Annotated in this window: 19 protein-coding genes; 11 read left to right on the forward strand and 8 right to left on the reverse strand. The window is 51.9% G+C overall.

Features of this window, described 5'->3' with window-relative positions; all coding sequences use genetic code 11:
- Positions 1 to 21: 21 nt before the first annotated feature.
- Entirely contained in the window at positions 22 to 1,365 is a 1,344-nt protein-coding gene (locus tag IR195_RS19875; RefSeq protein WP_125753088.1) for a sodium-dependent transporter, read from the forward strand.
- Between the two features lie 125 nt (positions 1,366 to 1,490).
- On the opposite strand, the gene IR195_RS19880 is transcribed toward IR195_RS19875, so the two are convergent.
- Complete coding sequence (locus IR195_RS19880; protein WP_125753091.1) at positions 1,491 to 1,703, reverse strand: PA3496 family putative envelope integrity protein; 213 nt, start codon at positions 1,701 to 1,703, stop codon at positions 1,491 to 1,493.
- Positions 1,704 to 1,983: 280 nt separating this feature from the next.
- On the opposite strand from IR195_RS19880, the gene hexR reads away from it, so the two are divergent.
- From hexR to IR195_RS19895, 3 genes are all read left to right on the forward strand, one after another.
- Positions 1,984 to 2,838 carry a transcriptional regulator HexR gene (gene hexR, locus IR195_RS19885; protein ID WP_125753094.1) on the forward strand — a complete coding sequence of 285 codons (855 nt, stop codon included), beginning with the start codon at positions 1,984 to 1,986 and terminating at the stop codon, positions 2,836 to 2,838.
- 81 nt (positions 2,839 to 2,919) lie between these two features.
- Positions 2,920 to 5,118, forward strand: a complete 2,199-nt coding sequence (gene uvrD / locus IR195_RS19890) for a DNA helicase II (RefSeq protein ID WP_206048422.1) — start codon at positions 2,920 to 2,922, stop codon at positions 5,116 to 5,118.
- Between the two features lie 135 nt (positions 5,119 to 5,253).
- Positions 5,254 to 6,342 carry a TRAP transporter substrate-binding protein gene (locus tag IR195_RS19895; RefSeq protein ID WP_125753101.1) on the forward strand — a complete coding sequence of 363 codons (1,089 nt, stop codon included), beginning with the start codon at positions 5,254 to 5,256 and terminating at the stop codon, positions 6,340 to 6,342.
- Between the two features lie 79 nt (positions 6,343 to 6,421).
- Here the strand turns inward: IR195_RS19895 and IR195_RS19900 are convergent, their stop codons facing one another.
- Positions 6,422 to 6,835, reverse strand: a complete 414-nt coding sequence (locus tag IR195_RS19900) for an acyl-CoA thioesterase (RefSeq protein WP_125753104.1) — start codon at positions 6,833 to 6,835, stop codon at positions 6,422 to 6,424.
- An 84-nt stretch (positions 6,836 to 6,919) separates the two neighbouring features.
- On the opposite strand from IR195_RS19900, the gene IR195_RS19905 reads away from it, so the two are divergent.
- From IR195_RS19905 to IR195_RS19935, 7 genes are all read left to right on the forward strand, one after another.
- The gene (locus IR195_RS19905; protein WP_206048423.1) at positions 6,920 to 7,873 is read left to right on the forward strand and encodes a PstS family phosphate ABC transporter substrate-binding protein; all 954 of its coding nucleotides are present in this window, start codon (positions 6,920 to 6,922) and stop codon (positions 7,871 to 7,873) included.
- A 96-nt stretch (positions 7,874 to 7,969) separates the two neighbouring features.
- Entirely contained in the window at positions 7,970 to 9,088 is a 1,119-nt protein-coding gene (locus tag IR195_RS19910; RefSeq protein ID WP_125753110.1) for an ABC transporter permease subunit, read from the forward strand.
- Positions 9,088 to 10,509: a phosphate ABC transporter permease PstA gene (gene pstA, locus IR195_RS19915; protein ID WP_125753113.1), complete on the forward strand. Its 1,422-nt coding sequence runs from the start codon at positions 9,088 to 9,090 to the stop codon at positions 10,507 to 10,509. Before IR195_RS19910 ends, pstA begins: the two co-directional genes overlap by 1 nt.
- Positions 10,503 to 11,318 (forward strand): phosphate ABC transporter ATP-binding protein PstB, encoded by an 816-nt coding sequence (gene pstB / locus IR195_RS19920; RefSeq protein ID WP_206048424.1) that lies wholly within the window; start codon positions 10,503 to 10,505, stop codon positions 11,316 to 11,318. The genes pstA and pstB overlap by 7 nt, the downstream gene beginning before the upstream one ends.
- A gap of 30 nt (positions 11,319 to 11,348) precedes the next feature.
- The gene (gene phoU, locus IR195_RS19925; protein ID WP_172422397.1) at positions 11,349 to 12,074 is read left to right on the forward strand and encodes a phosphate signaling complex protein PhoU; all 726 of its coding nucleotides are present in this window, start codon (positions 11,349 to 11,351) and stop codon (positions 12,072 to 12,074) included.
- Positions 12,075 to 12,142: 68 nt separating this feature from the next.
- Positions 12,143 to 12,877, forward strand: coding sequence for a sulfate transporter CysZ (gene cysZ, locus IR195_RS19930; RefSeq protein WP_125753122.1), 735 nt, complete (start codon positions 12,143 to 12,145; stop codon positions 12,875 to 12,877).
- Between the two features lie 125 nt (positions 12,878 to 13,002).
- The gene (locus IR195_RS19935) at positions 13,003 to 13,482 is read left to right on the forward strand and encodes a copper chaperone PCu(A)C (protein WP_172422398.1); all 480 of its coding nucleotides are present in this window, start codon (positions 13,003 to 13,005) and stop codon (positions 13,480 to 13,482) included.
- A gap of 69 nt (positions 13,483 to 13,551) precedes the next feature.
- Here the strand turns inward: IR195_RS19935 and IR195_RS19940 are convergent, their stop codons facing one another.
- From IR195_RS19940 to IR195_RS19965, 6 genes are all read right to left on the reverse strand, one after another.
- Positions 13,552 to 13,863 (reverse strand): hypothetical protein, encoded by a 312-nt coding sequence (locus tag IR195_RS19940; protein WP_206048425.1) that lies wholly within the window; start codon positions 13,861 to 13,863, stop codon positions 13,552 to 13,554.
- A 469-nt stretch (positions 13,864 to 14,332) separates the two neighbouring features.
- Positions 14,333 to 14,635 carry a hypothetical protein gene (locus tag IR195_RS19945; protein ID WP_206048426.1) on the reverse strand — a complete coding sequence of 101 codons (303 nt, stop codon included), beginning with the start codon at positions 14,633 to 14,635 and terminating at the stop codon, positions 14,333 to 14,335.
- Between the two features lie 300 nt (positions 14,636 to 14,935).
- Positions 14,936 to 16,252: a phosphate regulon sensor histidine kinase PhoR gene (gene phoR / locus IR195_RS19950; protein WP_146942260.1), complete on the reverse strand. Its 1,317-nt coding sequence runs from the start codon at positions 16,250 to 16,252 to the stop codon at positions 14,936 to 14,938.
- 2 nt (positions 16,253 to 16,254) lie between these two features.
- Positions 16,255 to 16,944, reverse strand: coding sequence for a phosphate regulon transcriptional regulator PhoB (gene phoB / locus IR195_RS19955; protein ID WP_009723274.1), 690 nt, complete (start codon positions 16,942 to 16,944; stop codon positions 16,255 to 16,257).
- A 119-nt stretch (positions 16,945 to 17,063) separates the two neighbouring features.
- Entirely contained in the window at positions 17,064 to 17,954 is an 891-nt protein-coding gene (ubiA, locus tag IR195_RS19960; protein ID WP_206048427.1) for a 4-hydroxybenzoate octaprenyltransferase, read from the reverse strand.
- A 34-nt stretch (positions 17,955 to 17,988) separates the two neighbouring features.
- Positions 17,989 to 18,570 carry a chorismate--pyruvate lyase family protein gene (locus tag IR195_RS19965; protein ID WP_241006772.1) on the reverse strand — a complete coding sequence of 194 codons (582 nt, stop codon included), beginning with the start codon at positions 18,568 to 18,570 and terminating at the stop codon, positions 17,989 to 17,991.
- Between the last annotated feature and the right edge of the window lie 68 nt (positions 18,571 to 18,638).

Here is an 18,638-nt window from a genome sequence, read left to right on the forward strand (position 1 = left end):
ATTAACTAAACAGGTGATTTCATGGCAAAACTTGCACATGCACAGTGGTCATCGCGCATGGGGTTTGTGCTGGCGGCCGCTGGTTCAGCCGTTGGCCTTGGTAACATTTGGCGCTTTTCTTACATGGTGGGCGACAGTGGTGGGGCAGCTTTCGTGCTTGTCTACCTTGCTTGCGTGGCGTTGGTGGGCCTGCCCATATTGGTGGCTGAATGGATGATTGGCCGCCGTGGCCAAAAAAATCCAATTAACACTATGGCTGATCTTGCAACCAGTCACGGTAAATCCAAGGCATGGGCGTTAATCGGTGTGAGCGGCGTATTAGCGGCGTTCCTGATTCTGTCTTTTTACAGTGTCATTGGTGGCTGGTCACTGAACTACACTCTTAGTTCCGTCATTGGAACGTTTAACGGCCAAGATGCTGACACCATTAGTGGCCTGTTTGGCGGCATGTTGGCTAGCCCAACGACTCTACTGCTTTGGCATACGGCCTTTATCATCCTGGTCATTGGTATCGTCGCTCGTGGCGTGACCAAAGGCCTGGAAAGCGCGGCACGCATCATGATGCCCGCACTTGTGGTACTGATGCTAGTGTTAGTGGGCTATGGTATGACCAGCGGCCATTTTGGTGAAGCGCTAGGCTTTATGTTCAGCCCGGATTGGGGTGCCCTTGACGGCGGTGTTGTACTCGCCGCGATGGGACAAGCGTTCTTCACCCTATCGCTGGGTATGGGCATTATGATGGCCTACGGCTCCTACCTAGGCGAAGACGTTAACCTGATCAGTACCGCACGCACCGTTATTATTCTGGATACGGCGATCGCGCTGTTGGCGGGCTTAGCAATCTTCCCGATCGTATTTGCTAATGGGCTCAGCGCGGGAGAAGGCCCAGGCTTGATTTTCGTTACGCTGCCGCTGGCCTTCGGCAACATGGCAGGCGGTACGGTGCTAGGTCTGATGTTCTTCCTACTGCTTACCTTCGCGGCGTTAACATCGGCGATTTCGTTGTTAGAGCCCGTGGTAGAAACGTTGGAAGAGCGCACGTCGTTGTCGCGCCTAGCGGCAACTTTCGTTAGCGGCATCGCCGTGTGGGCGCTAGGGGTTGCCGCACTGCTATCGTTCAACGTGTGGTCTGAAGTGCTGTTCTTAGGACTGAACATCTTTGATCTACTGGATACCTTCACCAGTAAGATCTTGCTGCCATTAACCGGGCTAGGAGCAATTATATTTGTTGCGTGGTGTTTGAAGCGTGACAGTGTAGAGGCTGAACTAGGGCTTTCGTCCACAGGCGTTAGCGTATGGAACGTCATCGCGCGCTTTATAGCACCCGCAGGCGTGATTGCTGTGTTCGTTACCGGGCTCCTCTAAGCCATCACGGACAATCAGCACCATTGAGCAGTGCCGCCCTGCGCATAAGCGGGGCGGATCTGCTTCAGCACCCTTCAATCTTTAGGTATACTTTTTAAGCCTACCTTTTAAGTTCGTGCACTTTTTTAATGCAATTCGCTCTCTTGCTCATCATCTGCCAAGGGGGCGATATCTCGCGATAACTTCTGAAACTCCCGATGCAGCTCGATGCCCCTACGCGCTCTTAAGCTGCGCTGCGCGGCACTGCGCCGCCGTTGAACATGCTCATCGACTTCCATACTCATAAAGATGTCGAGCAGTTCGCTTTTTACCGAGGTGATTCGTTCGACGTTTCTCATAATCGACGTTCCTCCAGGTGAATATGCCTACGTCCACCTGCATCCGTGACGACTGTTTATTTAAATGATGCAGTGCGGCACTTCACTTCTTACTATAACCTACTTGACAAAATGATGACGAATCCAGCTGAAATGCCCTAACGGCGTTTAAACGCATGAGTCAATCGCATTTATAATGTTTCTGCATCGTGCTTTCTGCAACAGACGCTGCAGAAGGCACTCAGGCATACTGTCGTGAGTATGTCAGCATAAGTAATAAAGAGAATTTAAGGAGCTTAATGTGAGCCGCGCCCTGTTCGATGAAATGAGACGCCGCATGGAGCACTTTCGTCGCTCCGAGCAAAAGGTTGCGCGGTTCGTGCTGCGCAACCCAGACGAGGTCATCCATATGCGGATTGTCGACCTCGCAACAGAGGCTAAAGTTAGCGAGCCCACCGTCGTGCGTTTCTGTCGTGCGCTCGGCTGTAACGGGTTTCAGGACTTTAAACTCCAACTAGCCCAAATGCTCGCCAGTGGTAGTCAGTTTGCCCAGTTCTCGATGAACGATAGCGACTCGGTTGCCGAGTTTTCCCACAGCATTTTCGACTCCACCGTGGGCACGCTCTTATCGGTGCGTGACCGGCTTGATAATGATGCTCTCGGGCGTGCGGTTAACGCTCTCGCCATGGCAAACCGCGTTGAGTTCTATGGCTTTGGCGCCTCTGGCGCCGTGGCTTTCGATGCCCAGCACAAGTTCTTTCGCCTTCAGATATCGACCTCCGCTTATGCAGACCCGCATATGCAAAATATGTCGGCAGTCACGCTAAAAGAGGGTGATGTGGTGGTCGCCATCTCACAAACAGGCCGAACCAAAGCACTGGTCGCTAGCGTTCGCTTAGCACGCGAAGCTGGTGCTACCGTTATTGGCCTTTGCCCAAGCGATTCACCGCTGGCCAACGAAGTGAGTCTGCCGCTGTATATCGATGTGCATGAAGATACCGAAATCTACACGCCGCTTAGCTCACGAATTGCCCACTTGGTGCTTATCGACGTCCTCGCCGTTGGGGTTGCCAAAACACGTGGCCCGAAGCTGGCTGAACAGCTGAAAGCGGTCAAGAAGAGTCTGAATACGCTGCGTTATCCTGAAGAGCCGTAGTTGCCTATTCAACTGTATGCACAGCCAGTTCGCTGGCTGTGCTAAACTGACTGCCCATTTTTCGAACCGGCAGCGGCTTATATGGACGACGTCACGGCGATACTTGATCAGCTCAACCCTGCCCAGCGCGAGGCAGTAAGCGCACCCCAAGGTAACTTACTGGTACTGGCGGGTGCCGGATCCGGTAAAACCCGCGTGCTGGTTCATCGTATAGCTTGGCTAATGCAGGCCGAAGGGCTTTCGCCTTACTCCCTGCTGGCGGTCACGTTTACCAACAAGGCCGCACGTGAAATGCGCACTCGTCTGGAAGCTCTGTTGAGCCTCTCCATGCGGCATGTATGGGTCGGCACGTTTCACTCTATTGCCCATCGCCTACTGCGCACCCATTGGCAGGATGCCCGACTGCCACAACACTTCCAAATTATCGACTCCGATGACCAGCTACGGTTGGTAAAACGGATGCTCAAAGATTACTCCATTGATGATGAACGCTTTCCGCCCCGCCAGGTGCAAGGCTTCATCTCTGGCTGCAAAGAGGAAGGTCTTCGCCCCCACCAAGTCAACGTGGACGGCGATGGTTATCTTGGCCAGATGGTAGAGCTTTATGAGCGCTATCAATTTATCTGCGAACGCGGCGGCTTAGTAGACTTCGGTGAACTATTACTGCGCAGCCTAGAGCTGTTACGTGACAACCCGCCGTTGCTAAACCATTACCGCGAGCGTTTTGGCCATGTATTAGTCGATGAGTTTCAGGACACCAATACGCTGCAATACGCGTGGTTAAAACTACTCACTGGGCTGCAAACACCAATGACTGCCGTCGGCGACGATGACCAGTCCATTTATGGTTGGCGCGGCGCTAAAGTGGAAAATATTCGCCGCTTTGAGGAGGAGTTTCCTAACACTCACACCGTACGCCTAGAGCAGAACTACCGTTCCACAAGCGCGATTCTGGAGGCCGCTAACACGCTGATCAGTCATAACAGTGAGCGGCTGGGTAAAAATCTGTGGACTGACGGTGTCGAAGGCGACCCTATTTCTGTCTACGCCGGGTTTAACGATTTAGAAGAAGCCCGCTATATCGTCGATACCATCAAAGAGAAAGTCGATGAAGGGTTTAATCGCCGCGACATTGCCATTCTTTACCGCTCTAATGCTCAATCGCGCTTACTGGAAGAGACGCTGATCCGCCAAGGTATGCCCTACCGTATTTACGGAGGGCATCGCTTCTATGAGCGCTTAGAGATCAAGAATGCCTTAGCTTACCTGCGCCTACTACTTAATCGTGATGATGATGCCTCTTTGGAGCGCGTGATTAACGTGCCCACCCGCGGGATTGGCACCCGCACGGTAGAAATTGTGCGCCATCGCGCCAGGGAGCAAAGCATTTCACTGTGGCAAGCGCTGCACGATGCCATCCAAGACGGCACGCTAAAAGGCCGTGCAGCCAACGCGGTACAGACATTTGCCAACCTCATCGAACAATTAGACAACGATGCATCTGGCTTGCCGCTGCATGAAATTATCGATCACATCACTACGCATACCGGCCTGATCGAGCATCACAAGAGCGAGCGCGGCGAAAAAGGCCAAGCGCGGGTAGAAAACCTGGAAGAGTTGGTGACTGCTGCGCGCGCCTTTACCCATGGCGATGCCTTCGAGACCCCAGAGGCAGGCGAAGGCATGGCAGCGCTGGAAGCATTTCTTTCCGAAGCAGCACTTAATGCCGGCGACCATGAAGCCGATGAATTTGAAGACAGTGTGCAGCTGATGACTCTGCACTCTGCCAAGGGCTTAGAGTTTCCCGTGGTGTTTATTGCCGGCGTTGAAGAGGGCCTATTTCCTCATAAAATGTCGATCGAAGAGCCAGGGCGGCTCGAAGAGGAAAGACGACTTTGCTATGTCGGCGTTACCCGTGCGATGCAGAAACTCTACCTGACCCATGCCGAAACCCGCCGCCTGCACGGCAAAGAGGTATTTCCCAGGCCATCGCGCTTTCTACGCGAACTTCCGCCCCACCTACTGGAAGAAGTCCGCCTACGTGGCCATATTTCCCGCCCCGTTACTGCCTCACGTTCAAGCTTTGCGCAACAGCGGGTTGAAAGCGACGGCGACCTGCCTGCCCTGCATGTTGGCCAGCGGGTGATGCATCCGGTATTTGGCGAAGGCATCATTCTAAATGCAGAAGGCGAAGGTGCTCGCGCCCGCGTACAGGTCAGCTTTGAAGGTGAGGGGGTGAAATGGCTCGTACTAGGGTTTGCCAAACTCGTCCCACTTTGAGCGGTGTTAACGTAAGCGTAAAGCTGTAGGCGAGTACTTGCCGATTAAAACCTGCTTAGCGCATACTGGCTGATGGACACTGCGCTCACTGCGCATTAATAAAAAACATCAGATAATTTCGGAGTTATGCCCGCCATGCAACGCCGCCAATTTCTAAAAACCGCCGGCTTCGGTGCCGCCGGTGTCGCTGCTGCGCCTTTTGTTTCCACTGCGAGCGCCAACGAAACCTACACCTGGGATATGGTGACCTCCTGGCCGAAAAACTTCCCAGCACTTGGCACAGGTGCCAATGACTTCGCGCGTCGGGTTGAGCAGCTTTCCAATGGCCGCATGCGCATACGTGTGCACGGTGCTGGTGAACTTGTGCCTGCACTTGAAGTATTTGATGCAGTCGCTGCGGGTACCGCAGAAATGGGCCATTCCGCATCCTACTACTGGCGCGGCAAGGTCGCGGCCTCACAGTTTTTCACCGCTGTGCCATTTGGCATGAACACCACCGAAATGAATGCGTGGCTGTATAACGGTGGCGGCCAGGAACTGTGGGATGAGATCTACGCCAACCACAACCTGAAGCCTTTTGCGGTCGGTAATACCGGCACGCAAATGGGCGGCTGGTTCAAAAAAGAGATTAACTCTCTAGACGATATGCAGGGCCTAAAACTTCGCCTCCCAGGCCTTGCTGGCGAAGCGATGAACGGCATTGGCGTCAGTACCGTCACTATGGCGGGCTCAGAAATCTTTACCTCACTGCAAACCGGCGCGCTTGATGCAGCGGACTGGGTTGGGCCTTACAATGATATGGCATTTGGCCTTCACCAAGTGGCAGATTACTACTACACCTCCGCATGGAACGAGCCGACAGCCGTGCTGGAAGGCACGGTCAATTTAGACGCTTGGAATTCTCTGCCAGAAGATCTGCAAGACGTGATCCGTGAGGCTGCGCGCGCCTCTAACCTCGCCATGATCAGCGAATTTGCCTTCCGTAACGCTCAGGCATTGGAAACGCTGGTCGATGAACATGGTGTTCAACTGCGTACCTTCCCAGACGACGTGATGGCAGCGCTGTATGAATCTTCAAAAGCCGCGATCCAGCGCCAAGTAGACAGTGACGAAGAGTCTCGCCGTGTTTATGACTCTTACTCAGCCTTCCAGAAATTACTGCGCCCATTCAGCGATGTCGGCGAATACGCCTACCTGAAAAACCGCGACAATGTCGGCGTCTAGGAATTTCGCCAACTTTTAGTAGCGACACAACAAAGGGCGCCAAGGCGCCCTTTTACGATGTTAATGGTCAACCAATCTCTCAGCTATGCACCGCACGGATACGCCCATTATCATCCAACGCGACCATCACAAAACGCGCTTCGGTCACTTTCTGCCGCTCTTCCAAATGGCGGCCATGAGGGGGACGCACCCATACCTCAACATCAATCTTAATTGAGCTATGGCCTATTTCCTGCACGCAGGTATAGACACTCACCATAGAGCCCACGCGTACCGGGCTTAAGAAATCCATCGCTTCGATAGCCACGGTCGCTGTGCGACCGCCTGCCTCTCGGCCCGCGGCTAATTCGGCGGCTTGATCCATCTGATTGACTAACCACCCCCCCGGAATATCACCATAGAGATTGGTATCTTGCCGAGAAGCCAGTAACTTTAAGGTGAGCTGCCCCTGCGGAGCAGGTACATCGTCCAAATCGGTGTCCAGCGGTGTCATAAGGTGGTCGCTTCAAAAGGTTATTGTTGTGATGTTGCTGCATCGCAATAGGCTGGTAATAGTTAATCACAAGAGGGGTGTCGTTTGAAGCGTTACAATTTACGACGTGTGAGCAAACATCAACTGCTACTGCTTCTGACTGGTTGGCTTTTAATGGCAGGCACGCTTGCCTGGGGGCAGCCAACTTCGGTGAGCGGCACGTTAGGTGCCGTCGGTTCTGACACCATGGCAGGCCTAGTGCTGCGCTGGGGCGAAGCCTTGAGCGCCCGCCACCCGGATATCAATCTGCAATTTCAGGCTGGTGGCTCAGCCAGTGCGCCAACGGCCTTAGTGGCTGGCACCACCCGCCTAGGGCCGATGTCACGTCCCATGACCCATGCAGAGCGCCAGCAGTTTATTGACCGCTACGGTTATCCACCGCTTGAGCTTCGTGTTGCTAGGGACGCGCTAGTCGTGGCGGTCCATCGCCATAACCCATTGGATACCCTGACACTCCAACAAGTCGATGCGATTTTTTCAACTAGTCTCGCTTGCGGAGCTCCCCGCCCCATCCGGCGCTGGAGTACGCTGATGCCGGCGACAGATTGGCCCTATGGCCAAATAGCCCTGCATGGTCGTAACCTAGCGTCAGGTACTCATGGCCTCTTTCAGGCAAGAGCCCTGTGCGATGGCGAGTTCCGCCTAGATATCAGTGAACACCCAGGGTCGTCGGCAGTCATCGCGGCGGTAGGAGAGTCCTTCAATGCCATCGGCTATGCAGGCTACAACCATTTAACCCCAATGGTGCGCGCACTAAGCCTCGTCGATGAATCTGGCGTTGCCGTTGCTCCCAACGAGCACTCTATTCAGCAAGGAGAGTACCCATTATCACGTGATCTCTATCTTTACGTTAACCTGCCACCCGGCGAGTCATTGCCACCAGTGGAGCAAGCCTTTCTGGCACTTATCTTTTCCGAAGAGGGCCAGCAGATTGTCAAAGCAGCGGGCTTTGTGCCTCTGCCTAATCAGCTACGTGATGCTCAGCGCCAACGCCCGTGAACTGTCATTTAATTGTCACAATAAAACGATAGGGTAAGGAGAATTAACCATGCATGCTTATTTTCGTGATGGCTTTCGCTTTTCTATGATGTCCACATGACTCCTCCTCGGCTACCCTTTTCGCGTCAGCCGCTGCGCCATATACAAGACCGACTTGCCACCGGGCTTATCACCGCCGGTGGCATCGGTGTTTTGTTGGCTATATTAGCGATTGGCGTATTCCTTTTTTGGGAAACGCTACCATTACTCGCCTTTGGCGACACGTTCAGCCTCGCTAAACTCTCCCCACTTGCCTGGGGCACGCTAAAAGCCGCGCTGGCCGCCATGCTATTCGCAACGCCCATTGCCCTAGGCGCGGCAATGTACTCTGCGCTATTTATGTCCGCGCGGCTCCGTAGCCGTTTGAAGCCAACGCTTGAGTTGATGGAAGCGGTGCCTGGCGTTGTTATCGGTTTCATTGCCGGTTTATTACTTGCCCCCTGGGTGGAACAAAACCTAGCCAGTGCCTTGATAATCATTATTTGGCTACCACTGAGCGCCGCCTTAGCGGGATACCTATGGTATCGGACGGCCGCCCGCGTTCGCCAACGACTACCGCTTTCTTGGGCAGGTTTATGGCTTATTCCCTGGTTAATTGGCATGGCTGCACTGGCAATATGGATAGCTCCCATCATTGAACAACACTGGCTTGGCGGCGACCTGCGACGCTTGCTTGATCAACGGTACGGACTTGATTACGCCACTCGAAATGCATTGATTGTGGGTATTGCGATGGGGTTCGCGGTGATTCCCAGTATTTATTCACTTGCGGAAGATGCACTTGCCGATGTGCCCTCTACCTTAATGGAAGGCGCTCAAGCGCTAGGCGCTAGCCGCTGGCAAGCACTCTGGAAAGTTGCCCTACCCACGGCAGGCCCTGGCGTCTTTTCAGCGGTGATGATTGGCGCTGGCCGCGCCGTAGGCGAAACCATGATTGTGTTAATGGCCAGCGGTAACACCGCGCTCTTTAGTGCCAGTCCGTTTGAAGGACTACGTTCGCTATCAGCCTCTATCGCCATTGAGCTTCCCGAAGCTTCTCCAGGCGGGCTGACCTATCACTTACTGATACTAGCAGCGCTGGCCTTGTTTATTTTTACCTTTGTGGTGAACACGTTGGCTGAAATTGTCAGACAGCGATTGCGCCGACGCTATCAACGTTTAGGGAGCACACTCTAATGCGTTGGCAGCGAGCAACTTTTTCAAACGTCAATTTTAAAATGGGCAGTAGCGGGCTCTGGCCTTGGCTTTGTGCTGCCTGCGTGGCACTTTCGTTATTAATGTTGGCAGCATTATTAACGCTGTTGACGATTCGGGGGTTAGGCCATTTTTGGCCAGCATCGTTAGAGGAAGTTACCCTCAAGTCAGGCGATACCGTCATTGGACAGGCAGTTCGTGAAGTGGCGCTGCCCAAAGAAGCAGGGACAGAACGGCTCTATTTCACAGGCAATCAGGATGTTACAGGAAGCAACTGGCGGTGGATTGCCATTGATGAGATTAGCCAGCAGGCCGAGCCAGCCGACCTGATTCGCTTAACGCGCTCCCCTTGGGGTGATTTTATAGGCCGTTTAATGATGGTGGAGAGCGGCGATCAACGGTTAACAGAACAAGCCGCCTGGACCTTCATCCATGATGCACTTGCCTTACCCGCTCAGCAACGACCCCCTGGCACATTAGTACTAGCCACTGCGGATGGTCAAATACTTCGCCAACCGCTGGCAAGTGTCACCTACTTTCAATCGCCAAATGCCATGTCTTGGGGGCAAAAAACCATCGCCTGGGGACAACGCATCTGGCAATTTTTAAGTGAAGGGCCACGCGCCGCCAATACTGGCGGAGGTGTCTGGCCAGCCATTTTTGGCACTGTCTTAATGGTCATTCTGATGTCAGTAATCGTTACTCCGTTTGGGGTTCTCGCTGCCATTTACTTAAACGAAATCGCTCATCAAAACCGCTTAACACGCTTAGTTCGCATTGGCGTACGTAACCTTGCAGGCGTGCCCTCAATCGTTTACGGCGTATTTGGCCTTGGCGTATTTGTCTACGGAGTAGGCGGTTCTATCGATAGCTGGTTTTTCAGCGATGCACTGCCCTCCCCCACATTTGGCACCGGCGGCCTTCTCTGGGCCTCGCTAACACTTGCCCTGCTCACGCTACCTGTAGTGATTGTCGCTACCGAAGAAGGGCTAGCACGCATACCCGATGCCCAGCGGGAAGGTGCCGTTGCACTGGGGGCGACACGTTTAGAAATGTTAACGCGGGTAGTGCTGCCCATGGCAACACCCGCCATGCTAACGGGAGTGATTTTAGCCGTCGCCAGAGCCGCGGGCGAAGTGGCACCGCTAATGCTAGTGGGCGTCGCCAAGCTAGCGCCGCAAATGCCTGTAGATAGTGAATTTCCCTACCTTCATCTAGAGCGTAAGTTTATGCACCTCGGCTATCATTTATTTGATACCGCTTTTCATGGTGAAGATGTACAGACCGCCATTCCGCTAGTTTTCGCCACCGCGCTACTGCTGGTATTAATCGTACTCGTGCTTAACCTAACTGCCATATTTCTGCGTCATTATCTGAGGCGCCAGCGAGGAAACGAATGTTAGCGTCTTTATCGTCCAACAAAGCGGCTCTCGCACCCGTGACGCATTTTCCTGCCGAACAGCGTTGCCTGAGCATTGCAAAGTTTCACCTCGCTTATGCGGGGAAAGTGGCGTTGCGCGATCTAACATTAGACCTACCACGCCACCGTGTAACGGCTTTTATTGGCCCTTCAGGCTGTGGAAAGTCGACACTACTACGCGCGATTAATCGACTGCACGACCTTAATGAATCGGTAACACACAGCGGCCATATTCAGCTTGAAGGTCAGGACATTCATGCCCCAGACATGAATGTTACCGAGTTACGACGGCGCGTTGGAATGGTGTTTCAAACCCCCAATCCTTTTCCCATGTCGATTTATGAAAACGTGGCTTTTGGCCTGCGTCTACAGCAGCGCTTACCCAAGCGCAAGCGGGACGACATTATCGAATGGGCACTGACATCGGCAGCGCTGTGGAATGAAGTTAAAGATCGCCTGCACCGCTCGGCTTGGCAGCTATCTGGCGGCCAGCAGCAGCGCTTAGTTATTGCTCGTACGCTTGCCGTTCAGCCGGATGTACTGCTACTCGATGAACCAGCGTCAGCCTTAGACCCGATCTCAACGCTGAAAATTGAAGAGCTAATTCGTAACCTTAAATCACAGCTAACGCTTGTGCTGGTTACTCACAATATGCAGCAAGCCGCGCGGGTTTCTGACTACACGGCTTTTTTGCAGCACGGTGAACTCGTTGAGTACGGGCCAACGGATCAAGTGTTCACCAACCCGCGTTTACAACGCACCGAAAACTACATCACTGGCCGCATTACCTAGGCCCCAAAGACATCACGTCAGGAGTGCTCAATGGATATTACGAGCGATAGCCACAGCCAACATATCTCTCGCCAGTTCAACCAAGAGCTGGAAGAGCTAAAAACCCACCTGATGGCCATGGGCGGTCTGGTGGAAAAACAAGTGCAAGATGCTGTTTTTGCGCTACTGGAAGGTGACAGCCGTCTTGCTGAGAAAGTGCGAGACAATGACCGCCAAGTAAACGATCTGCAACTACAGATTGACGACGAATGTACGCGGGTATTAGCGCGTCGTCAGCCCGCAGCTTCCGACTTACGCTTAGTGCTGGCGGTTATTCGCGCAACGTCTGACCTTGAGCGTATCGGCGATGAAGCCAGCAAAATTGCTCGAAACGCACTGCTGTTGAGCGAAAGTAGCGGCAGTATTCGTGGTTTAGTCGAAGTACGCCATATCAGCGAGCACGTGCGTAAAATGCTTCGCGATTCACTGACCGCTTTTGCGCGTTTTGATACCGATCTTGCAATGCAAGTTGTGCGCGAAGATGAGTTCGTTGACGATGAGTATGGTAGCGCCATGCGTTCGCTGATGACCTTTATGATGGAAGACTCACGTTCGATTAGCTCCGTACTTAGCATTATGTGGGTACTACGTGCCTTAGAGCGGGTCGGGGATCATGCCAATAACTTGGCGGAGTACGTCGTCTACTTAGTCAAAGGGTTAGATATTCGCCATAGCGACCCCGACGCAATCGACCCGCAGGTAATTAAAAAATCTTGACCTAGCACGCGATTCCTCCTGCAATACGCCCAGATATTCCCTCTGGGCGTTTTTTCTAAGGAGCAAATATGTTGGATGCGATGACGGCGCTGAGTCGAGGCACTCGCTTGGTCTACCAGAAAGGTCTGCGGCGCTATATTTTCCTACCCATCGTGGTCAATATAATCGTTTATGCCAGCATGCTTAGCTTCGTAGTCAGCCGCTTTTCTGGCTGGTTAGATAGTGCGATGACCATGGTGCCAAGCTGGCTTGAATGGCTCTCATGGCTAATCTGGCCACTGTTCTTTATCAGCCTACTACTGGTGATCTTTTTTACCTTCACCCTAGTCACCCACTTAATCGCCGCACCTTTCTATGGTTTTTTAGCAGCGAAGGTAGAACGTCAAGCGACAGGGCGTGAACCCCTAGATGACCGCGGACTCGCTAAAACCGCTGTCGATGCCTTGGGACGCGAGCTAGTCAAACTCGGTTATATTCTGCCACGCATGGTGATCCTGTTTATCATTAGTTGGATACCTGGCCTCAACCTGATAGCCCCTATTTTGTGGCTCCTCTTTTCCGCGTGGATCATGGCAATCACGTATTTAGATTACCCCATGGATAACAATAAGATTACCTTTCGCGACATGCGTGCACGGCTATCGCAACGGTGGTGGCCAAGTCTTACCTACGGCGGTTTGATTATGCTAGTGACCTGGATTCCTCTCGCTAACCTGTTCTTAATTCCCGGCGCAGTAGCAGGCGCTGTATTAATGTGGGACGACCACTACCGCGGTACGCGCGACATTACGCCTCAGCGCTGATGGCTTAATCGCTATAACGCTGATACAACCTATTTGTTACCTTAAGGTTGTTTGGCTTTACGACGACTCTCAAGATTAAGCATAAGCCTTGTTAACAAGATAAGGCCCCTACAAGGAATACAATCATGCTGACCCGCGCACTCTGGTTGACGGCTCTCCTCACTGGCTCAATCTCTTTCGCGTCGGCTCACGACGTTCAAACCGACCAATTAAGGATCGCTCATCCTTTTGCCACACCAACTCCTCCCGGCGTGGTAAATGGTGCTGCCTACCTGGATATAACGGCTCATACAGAATCCGTCACGCTGGTCAGCGCTCAGACCCCTGTGAGCGAAAGTGTTGAGCTACATGATATGCAGATGGAAGGCGATATGATGAAAATGCGCCACGTCAATGCTATCGAAATCGCGAAAGATGAAACGCTGACAATGCGGCCAGGTGGCGGCTATCACTTAATGCTAATGGGATTACATCAGCCACTAGCAGAAGGTGACCGGTTTCCCATCACGCTCAAGTTTGCCCAGCAAGACGATATTGAAATAGAAGTTTGGGTTCAAAGCGCCCAAGAAGGAAGCACCGCCGCTGATCACCATCACCAGCATTAACGCGATCAACTGATAAGCGTCTTAGTCAAAAAAACCCCGTCGAAGCGGGGTTTTTTGACTATAGCACCCTTACCAGCGTGTACTGCTGCCCTCGTCACGGTTGAGTTCTTCAGCGCGATAGCCTGCTCTCTCTTTAGAGTCATCATCAGCGTTACTGGCACGGCTTGAAGGCGTGTATATCAGAGTATTCTCATTGTCATTGAGCAAATCCTTAGCTGAATAGGTCGCAGGGCCCGATGTGTTACGAGATTGAGGCTGAATAATTTCCTGGTTTTCAACACGCTCTTTATTCAGCTCAATGGAAGAGTGTGCAACCGCGATAGAGCTTGCCAACAATAAGCCCACAACTACCGTGTTTTTAACAAGCGATTTCAACAACATAAATAAAAGCTCCTGACTGTATGAGGCAACCGACAGTGCAATGATACAAGGCATCTTCTTTTGTCAGTCGCGAAACGCGTTATCTAAATAGCTGTACCTAACATCAAAAAAGACCATGAAACAATAAAATTCAATTATTTCAAATTGATATAAAAAATTGAGTACAAAAACCTACACCAAGGAGTAAACAGCTTGTAGCGTAACAATGATTATACTATACACAAAAAATTAGACCCCACCGAAGTGGGGTCTTGAGCACTCTTAGTATCGCGATACGTAACACTAGCTTCCTATCCGTTTGAGGGACTCCAGCCTTGGAATTAACCCTAACTAGCGTGTTGACCGTCGAAAGATTCAATCCTTGAATCTAGGAGCATCCGTGCAATTTGACATCCTTGCCTCTGAATAGCTCATCCCTAAGCGTAAGAGTTTTATTACCTTTTGAAAAGATTAGTAACCAAAGTTAATGTTACATTCCGCCATTCTCTTCAGGCAACTCATCTGCGCTGTCGTAGCCAGGCTCTGAGTCGTCATGGCTCGTTGAACTAGGCTCCATGTCACTGACATTATCACCTTCGTCCTGGTTCAACTCTTGGCTATCATAATTGCTTGGACCTGTTGTATTTTCAGATTGAGCCTCAACAGGCTGCTCATCAGGGGTAATGTTGTTCGCTGGGTCTGCTGGCTCTTGAGCGAATGCTGCAGGACTAGCAACCAAACCGAACGCTACACTTAAAATACCAGCTTTCTTGAGTAGTTCCTTGGACATCATGTTCCGTCTCCTAGATCGCTGTTCAGGTACTGCTTAAGTAATAAGAAAGACGGCCTTTCGGCTTACCAATTCCTATGGTTTTCTCTCTTATCAAGTACCAAGACTTTTGCATTTGATGTGCCAAAAAATCGAAAACGATATAAAAGATCAAACAAAACAAACGCTTATAAAGAAAAGAATAACAGGAAGGGGGCTTAACGCGTTTTCAAATCAAGCAGGGAAAGTGACTAGAAATGACACATGAGCATTATTTGACCATACTTGTATGACAAACAGGGCACATCTATACATCACTTATACTTAAACAGCATTGCGTGAAGCGGACTCGCTTTTGACAACACGTGAGGATGGGAAAACACAGCGAAAGAGGGCTCCTTCGCCAGGGTGGGATTCAATTTGTAGCAATGCGTCATGCCTTAGCAGCACATGTTTTGCAATCGCCAGACCAAGCCCGGTACCGCCCGTTGCGGTACTACGCCCTTTATCAACGCGATAGAAACGCTCGGTCAAGCGTGGAATATGTACAGGGTCAATACCCTCACCGTCGTCGTCAACTTCAATACAAGCACTGCCATTCGGCAGGGTTTTCCAGCGAAGTGTTATTTGGCTTCCCTCTGGCGTATACCGCACAGCGTTAAACACTAGGTTTGAGATAGCGCTATGCAGCTCCTGCTCGCTGCCGATCAGACGGGCATCGCTCTCAAGCACGACTTGAACACTATGCTGTTGATTAGAGAGCGCCAACGCATCGCGACGAATGGCGTCGAGCATTGGCCCTAACGCCAACGCATGATGATCTTCGCCACCTTGTTCAATTTCTAACCGAGAGAGCAGTAGCAGGTCATTGACTAAGTTTTGCATACGTTTCGTCTGCTCTTCCATCTGAGCAATACCTCGGCCCAAACGTGGTGGAAGCTGCTCTTTTAAGTCGCTGTAGGTTTCTAAATAACCCGTCAGCACCGTTAGCGGTGTGCGTAGCTCATGGGAAACATTGGCGACAAAGTCACGACGCATCTGCTCTAAACGATGCAAGCGAGTAATATCTCGCGCCATTACCAAGCGCTCATCATCACCATAGAGAGTAATTTGATATTGAAGGATATGCCGTTCATCAATGGGCGACGTTAAGGTCAGTGGTTCACCGTATTTACGCGCATTAAAGTAGCTGATAAATCGTGGATCACGAATTAGATTGGTAATGTGTTGGCCACGGTCGTGGGCTGTTTGTAGGCCCAGCATTTCTGTCGCGGCGCTGTTCCACCACTCCAGGTCGCCATGTCGATCTAGCATAACGACACTGTCACGCATCGCTTCGGATGATTCTTGAATACGTGCAAGGGTGGCACGCAAGCGGTTTTGGGTAATCCGCTGGCTCTTTTGGTAGCGATACAAGCGATCAAAAAGCTCGCCCCACATGCCGCTCGCAGCAGGGGGTTCATCATGAGGATGAAGCGTTAACCACTCAAAGAGCGCGCGCAGTTGGCGCAGTTGATACACCAGACAAACAGCAAGCCCCGCAGCGACTCCAAAACCAGGCGTACCCAGCAACCACCCTAAGCAAGCGCCCAAAGCGGCAAGCCACACAATTCGCCATAGTTCTCGGCTCCACAGGCGCACCGTTACACCCGCGCAGAAAAACGGTACCCAGTGCCTCTCACCGTTTGAATGAGACTCTGGTGAGCTTCTCCTAAGGCCTTACGTAGACGTCGGATGTGAACATCTACCGTGCGTTCTTCAACGTATACGTTACCACCCCAAACTTGATCGAGCAGTTGGCTACGCGTATAGGCACGCTCTTGGTGCGTCATGAAAAACTGCAGCAGACGATACTCCGTCGGCCCCATTTCTAACGCCTTACCGTACGCACTCACACGATGGCTCACTGGATCTAATAGCAAACCATTAATTTCGATAGGGTCTTCGACACCTCGGGGGGTAGTGCGTCGTAATACTGCTTTTAAACGGGCCACCAGTTCACGAGGAGAGAAAGGCTTGGTGATATAATCATCCGCACCAGCCTCAAGCCCTTGAATTTTATTATCTTCTTCGCCTTTAGCGGTCAGCATGATAATAGGCACCTCGGCGGTGGCTTCTTCACGCTTTAAGCGTCTTGCAAGCTCAATACCACTGGTGCCCGGCATCATCCAATCCAACAGAAGCAGATCTGGCTGGTGGTCAACCATCATGGCGTGGGCATCCTGGGCGTTATCCGCTTCAAGAACGCGATAGTCAGCCATTTCCAGCGCCACTGCGATCATCTCGCGAATAGGCGCCTCATCATCGACAATCAAAACGGTCTTGGCGGTCATTCCAGGGCCTCACGGTGTTCAATGAAAACTAATGTAAAAAAATAGTTCAAAAAAATTCAAAGACATGTCAGTGACAATAACACCATGACTTAATGACAATTTTATGACATAGAGGATATTTAGCCAGTTATTGGCCACCAACTTAGTGCAATACCTGCAAAAATTAACAACCCAGACCAATGGTTATTAAGAAACGCCTGGAAGCAACGGTCGCGCTCACGGCCAGCGATTAATCGTTGTTGATGGACAAACGTGGCGGCCATAGCAGCTAACCCAAGCCAGAAAAAGCCACCTAAACCAACGAGCCATCCTGCCCAGGCAAGTAGTCCAAGTGTCGCCACTTGCAGCACACCAATGATCAGACGATCAGCGCTACCAAACAGCACCGCGGTAGATTTGATGCCTATTTTTAGATCATCGTCGCGGTCGACCATGGCGTATTGAGTATCGTAGGCAACGGTCCACAGCACATTAGCGCTAAACAATAGCCATGCTTCAAACGGTACATGGCCCAATATCGCACCGAATGCCATGGGGATCGCCCAAGAGAACGCAGCCCCTAACACTACCTGAGGTAAATGGGTGTAGCGCTTCATAAACGGGTAAATGAACGCTAAGACAACACCCCCTATCGACAACAGCACCGTAAACCAATTGGTCAGTAGCACTAAAATGAAAGCAGTGGCTACCAGCGCGATAAACAGCAGCTGCGCCTCGGTTTCACTGATACGACCAGTGGCTAGCGGACGATGTTTAGTGCGCTTTACATGGCCATCGAAATGACGATCAGCGTAATCATTAACCACGCAGCCCGCAGCGCGCATCACATAAACGCCAGCAATAAAGATCAGCAGAACATTCCGCCCAGGCACGCCCTCTGCCGCTATCCACAATGCCCACAAGGTGGGCCACATCAATAGCCAAGTACCAATCGGGCGATCCAATCGCATTAAATGTAAAAAATCAGCCACCCGAGCCCATCCCGTTGGCCTCAACAGAGAACGGTCCATGCTTACCTCTCAAAAAGAAAACGCTGGCGATAGCCTAGCGCGAAGACAGGGCAAGATCATCTGCCATGGTCGATAAAAAGTATTCCTGCACTAACAGCGACAGCCCACTGTGCTGAAACACTGAGCGCCGCCCCCATACGCTGTCTAAAAGCGACGCAGAATGTTCCGCGACAAAGCGTGGCTGATGGCGAGTGGCGTAGAGTGGCCCACGCACCAAGTCAGGTTGCTGAAACAACCAGCTGCCTAATGAACGCTCGCCAAGCCCTTCTAACCCCTTACCTTGTAATTGACTGAGTGGCGCTACCGAGCGTGCGACTACCCAGGGCTTATCGCCGATACACAACGCGACTTCTCTCAGCCATGCATAGCGGCGCGGTTCAATTCCCAGCGCTAGCGCTTCATCCCGCAGAGGTAAGCCAATCGTTTGACGTAACAATTGCACCCGAAATGCGTTTGTGCCGCCTGCGACGGTTAACCGCATCGTTAAGGAGTCCGTCGAGGCCACCCACTGCCACCACGAAGCGCTCATTGCAGGACGAGCCGCAGCAACAGGAAGCCAGTGAGGAAATAGTCGATGAGGAAATAGGCAAGCTTGCCGAACAGTAGGGGCGATCACCAAAGTCTCCAAGGCGGTCAATACACAGAAAGCTAGTGTAACATGGTGACCTCACAGGCTTTTGTTCC

It is taken from the genome of Vreelandella venusta, assembly GCF_015689495.1.
Taxonomy (GTDB): Bacteria; Pseudomonadota; Gammaproteobacteria; order Pseudomonadales; family Halomonadaceae; genus Vreelandella; species Vreelandella venusta.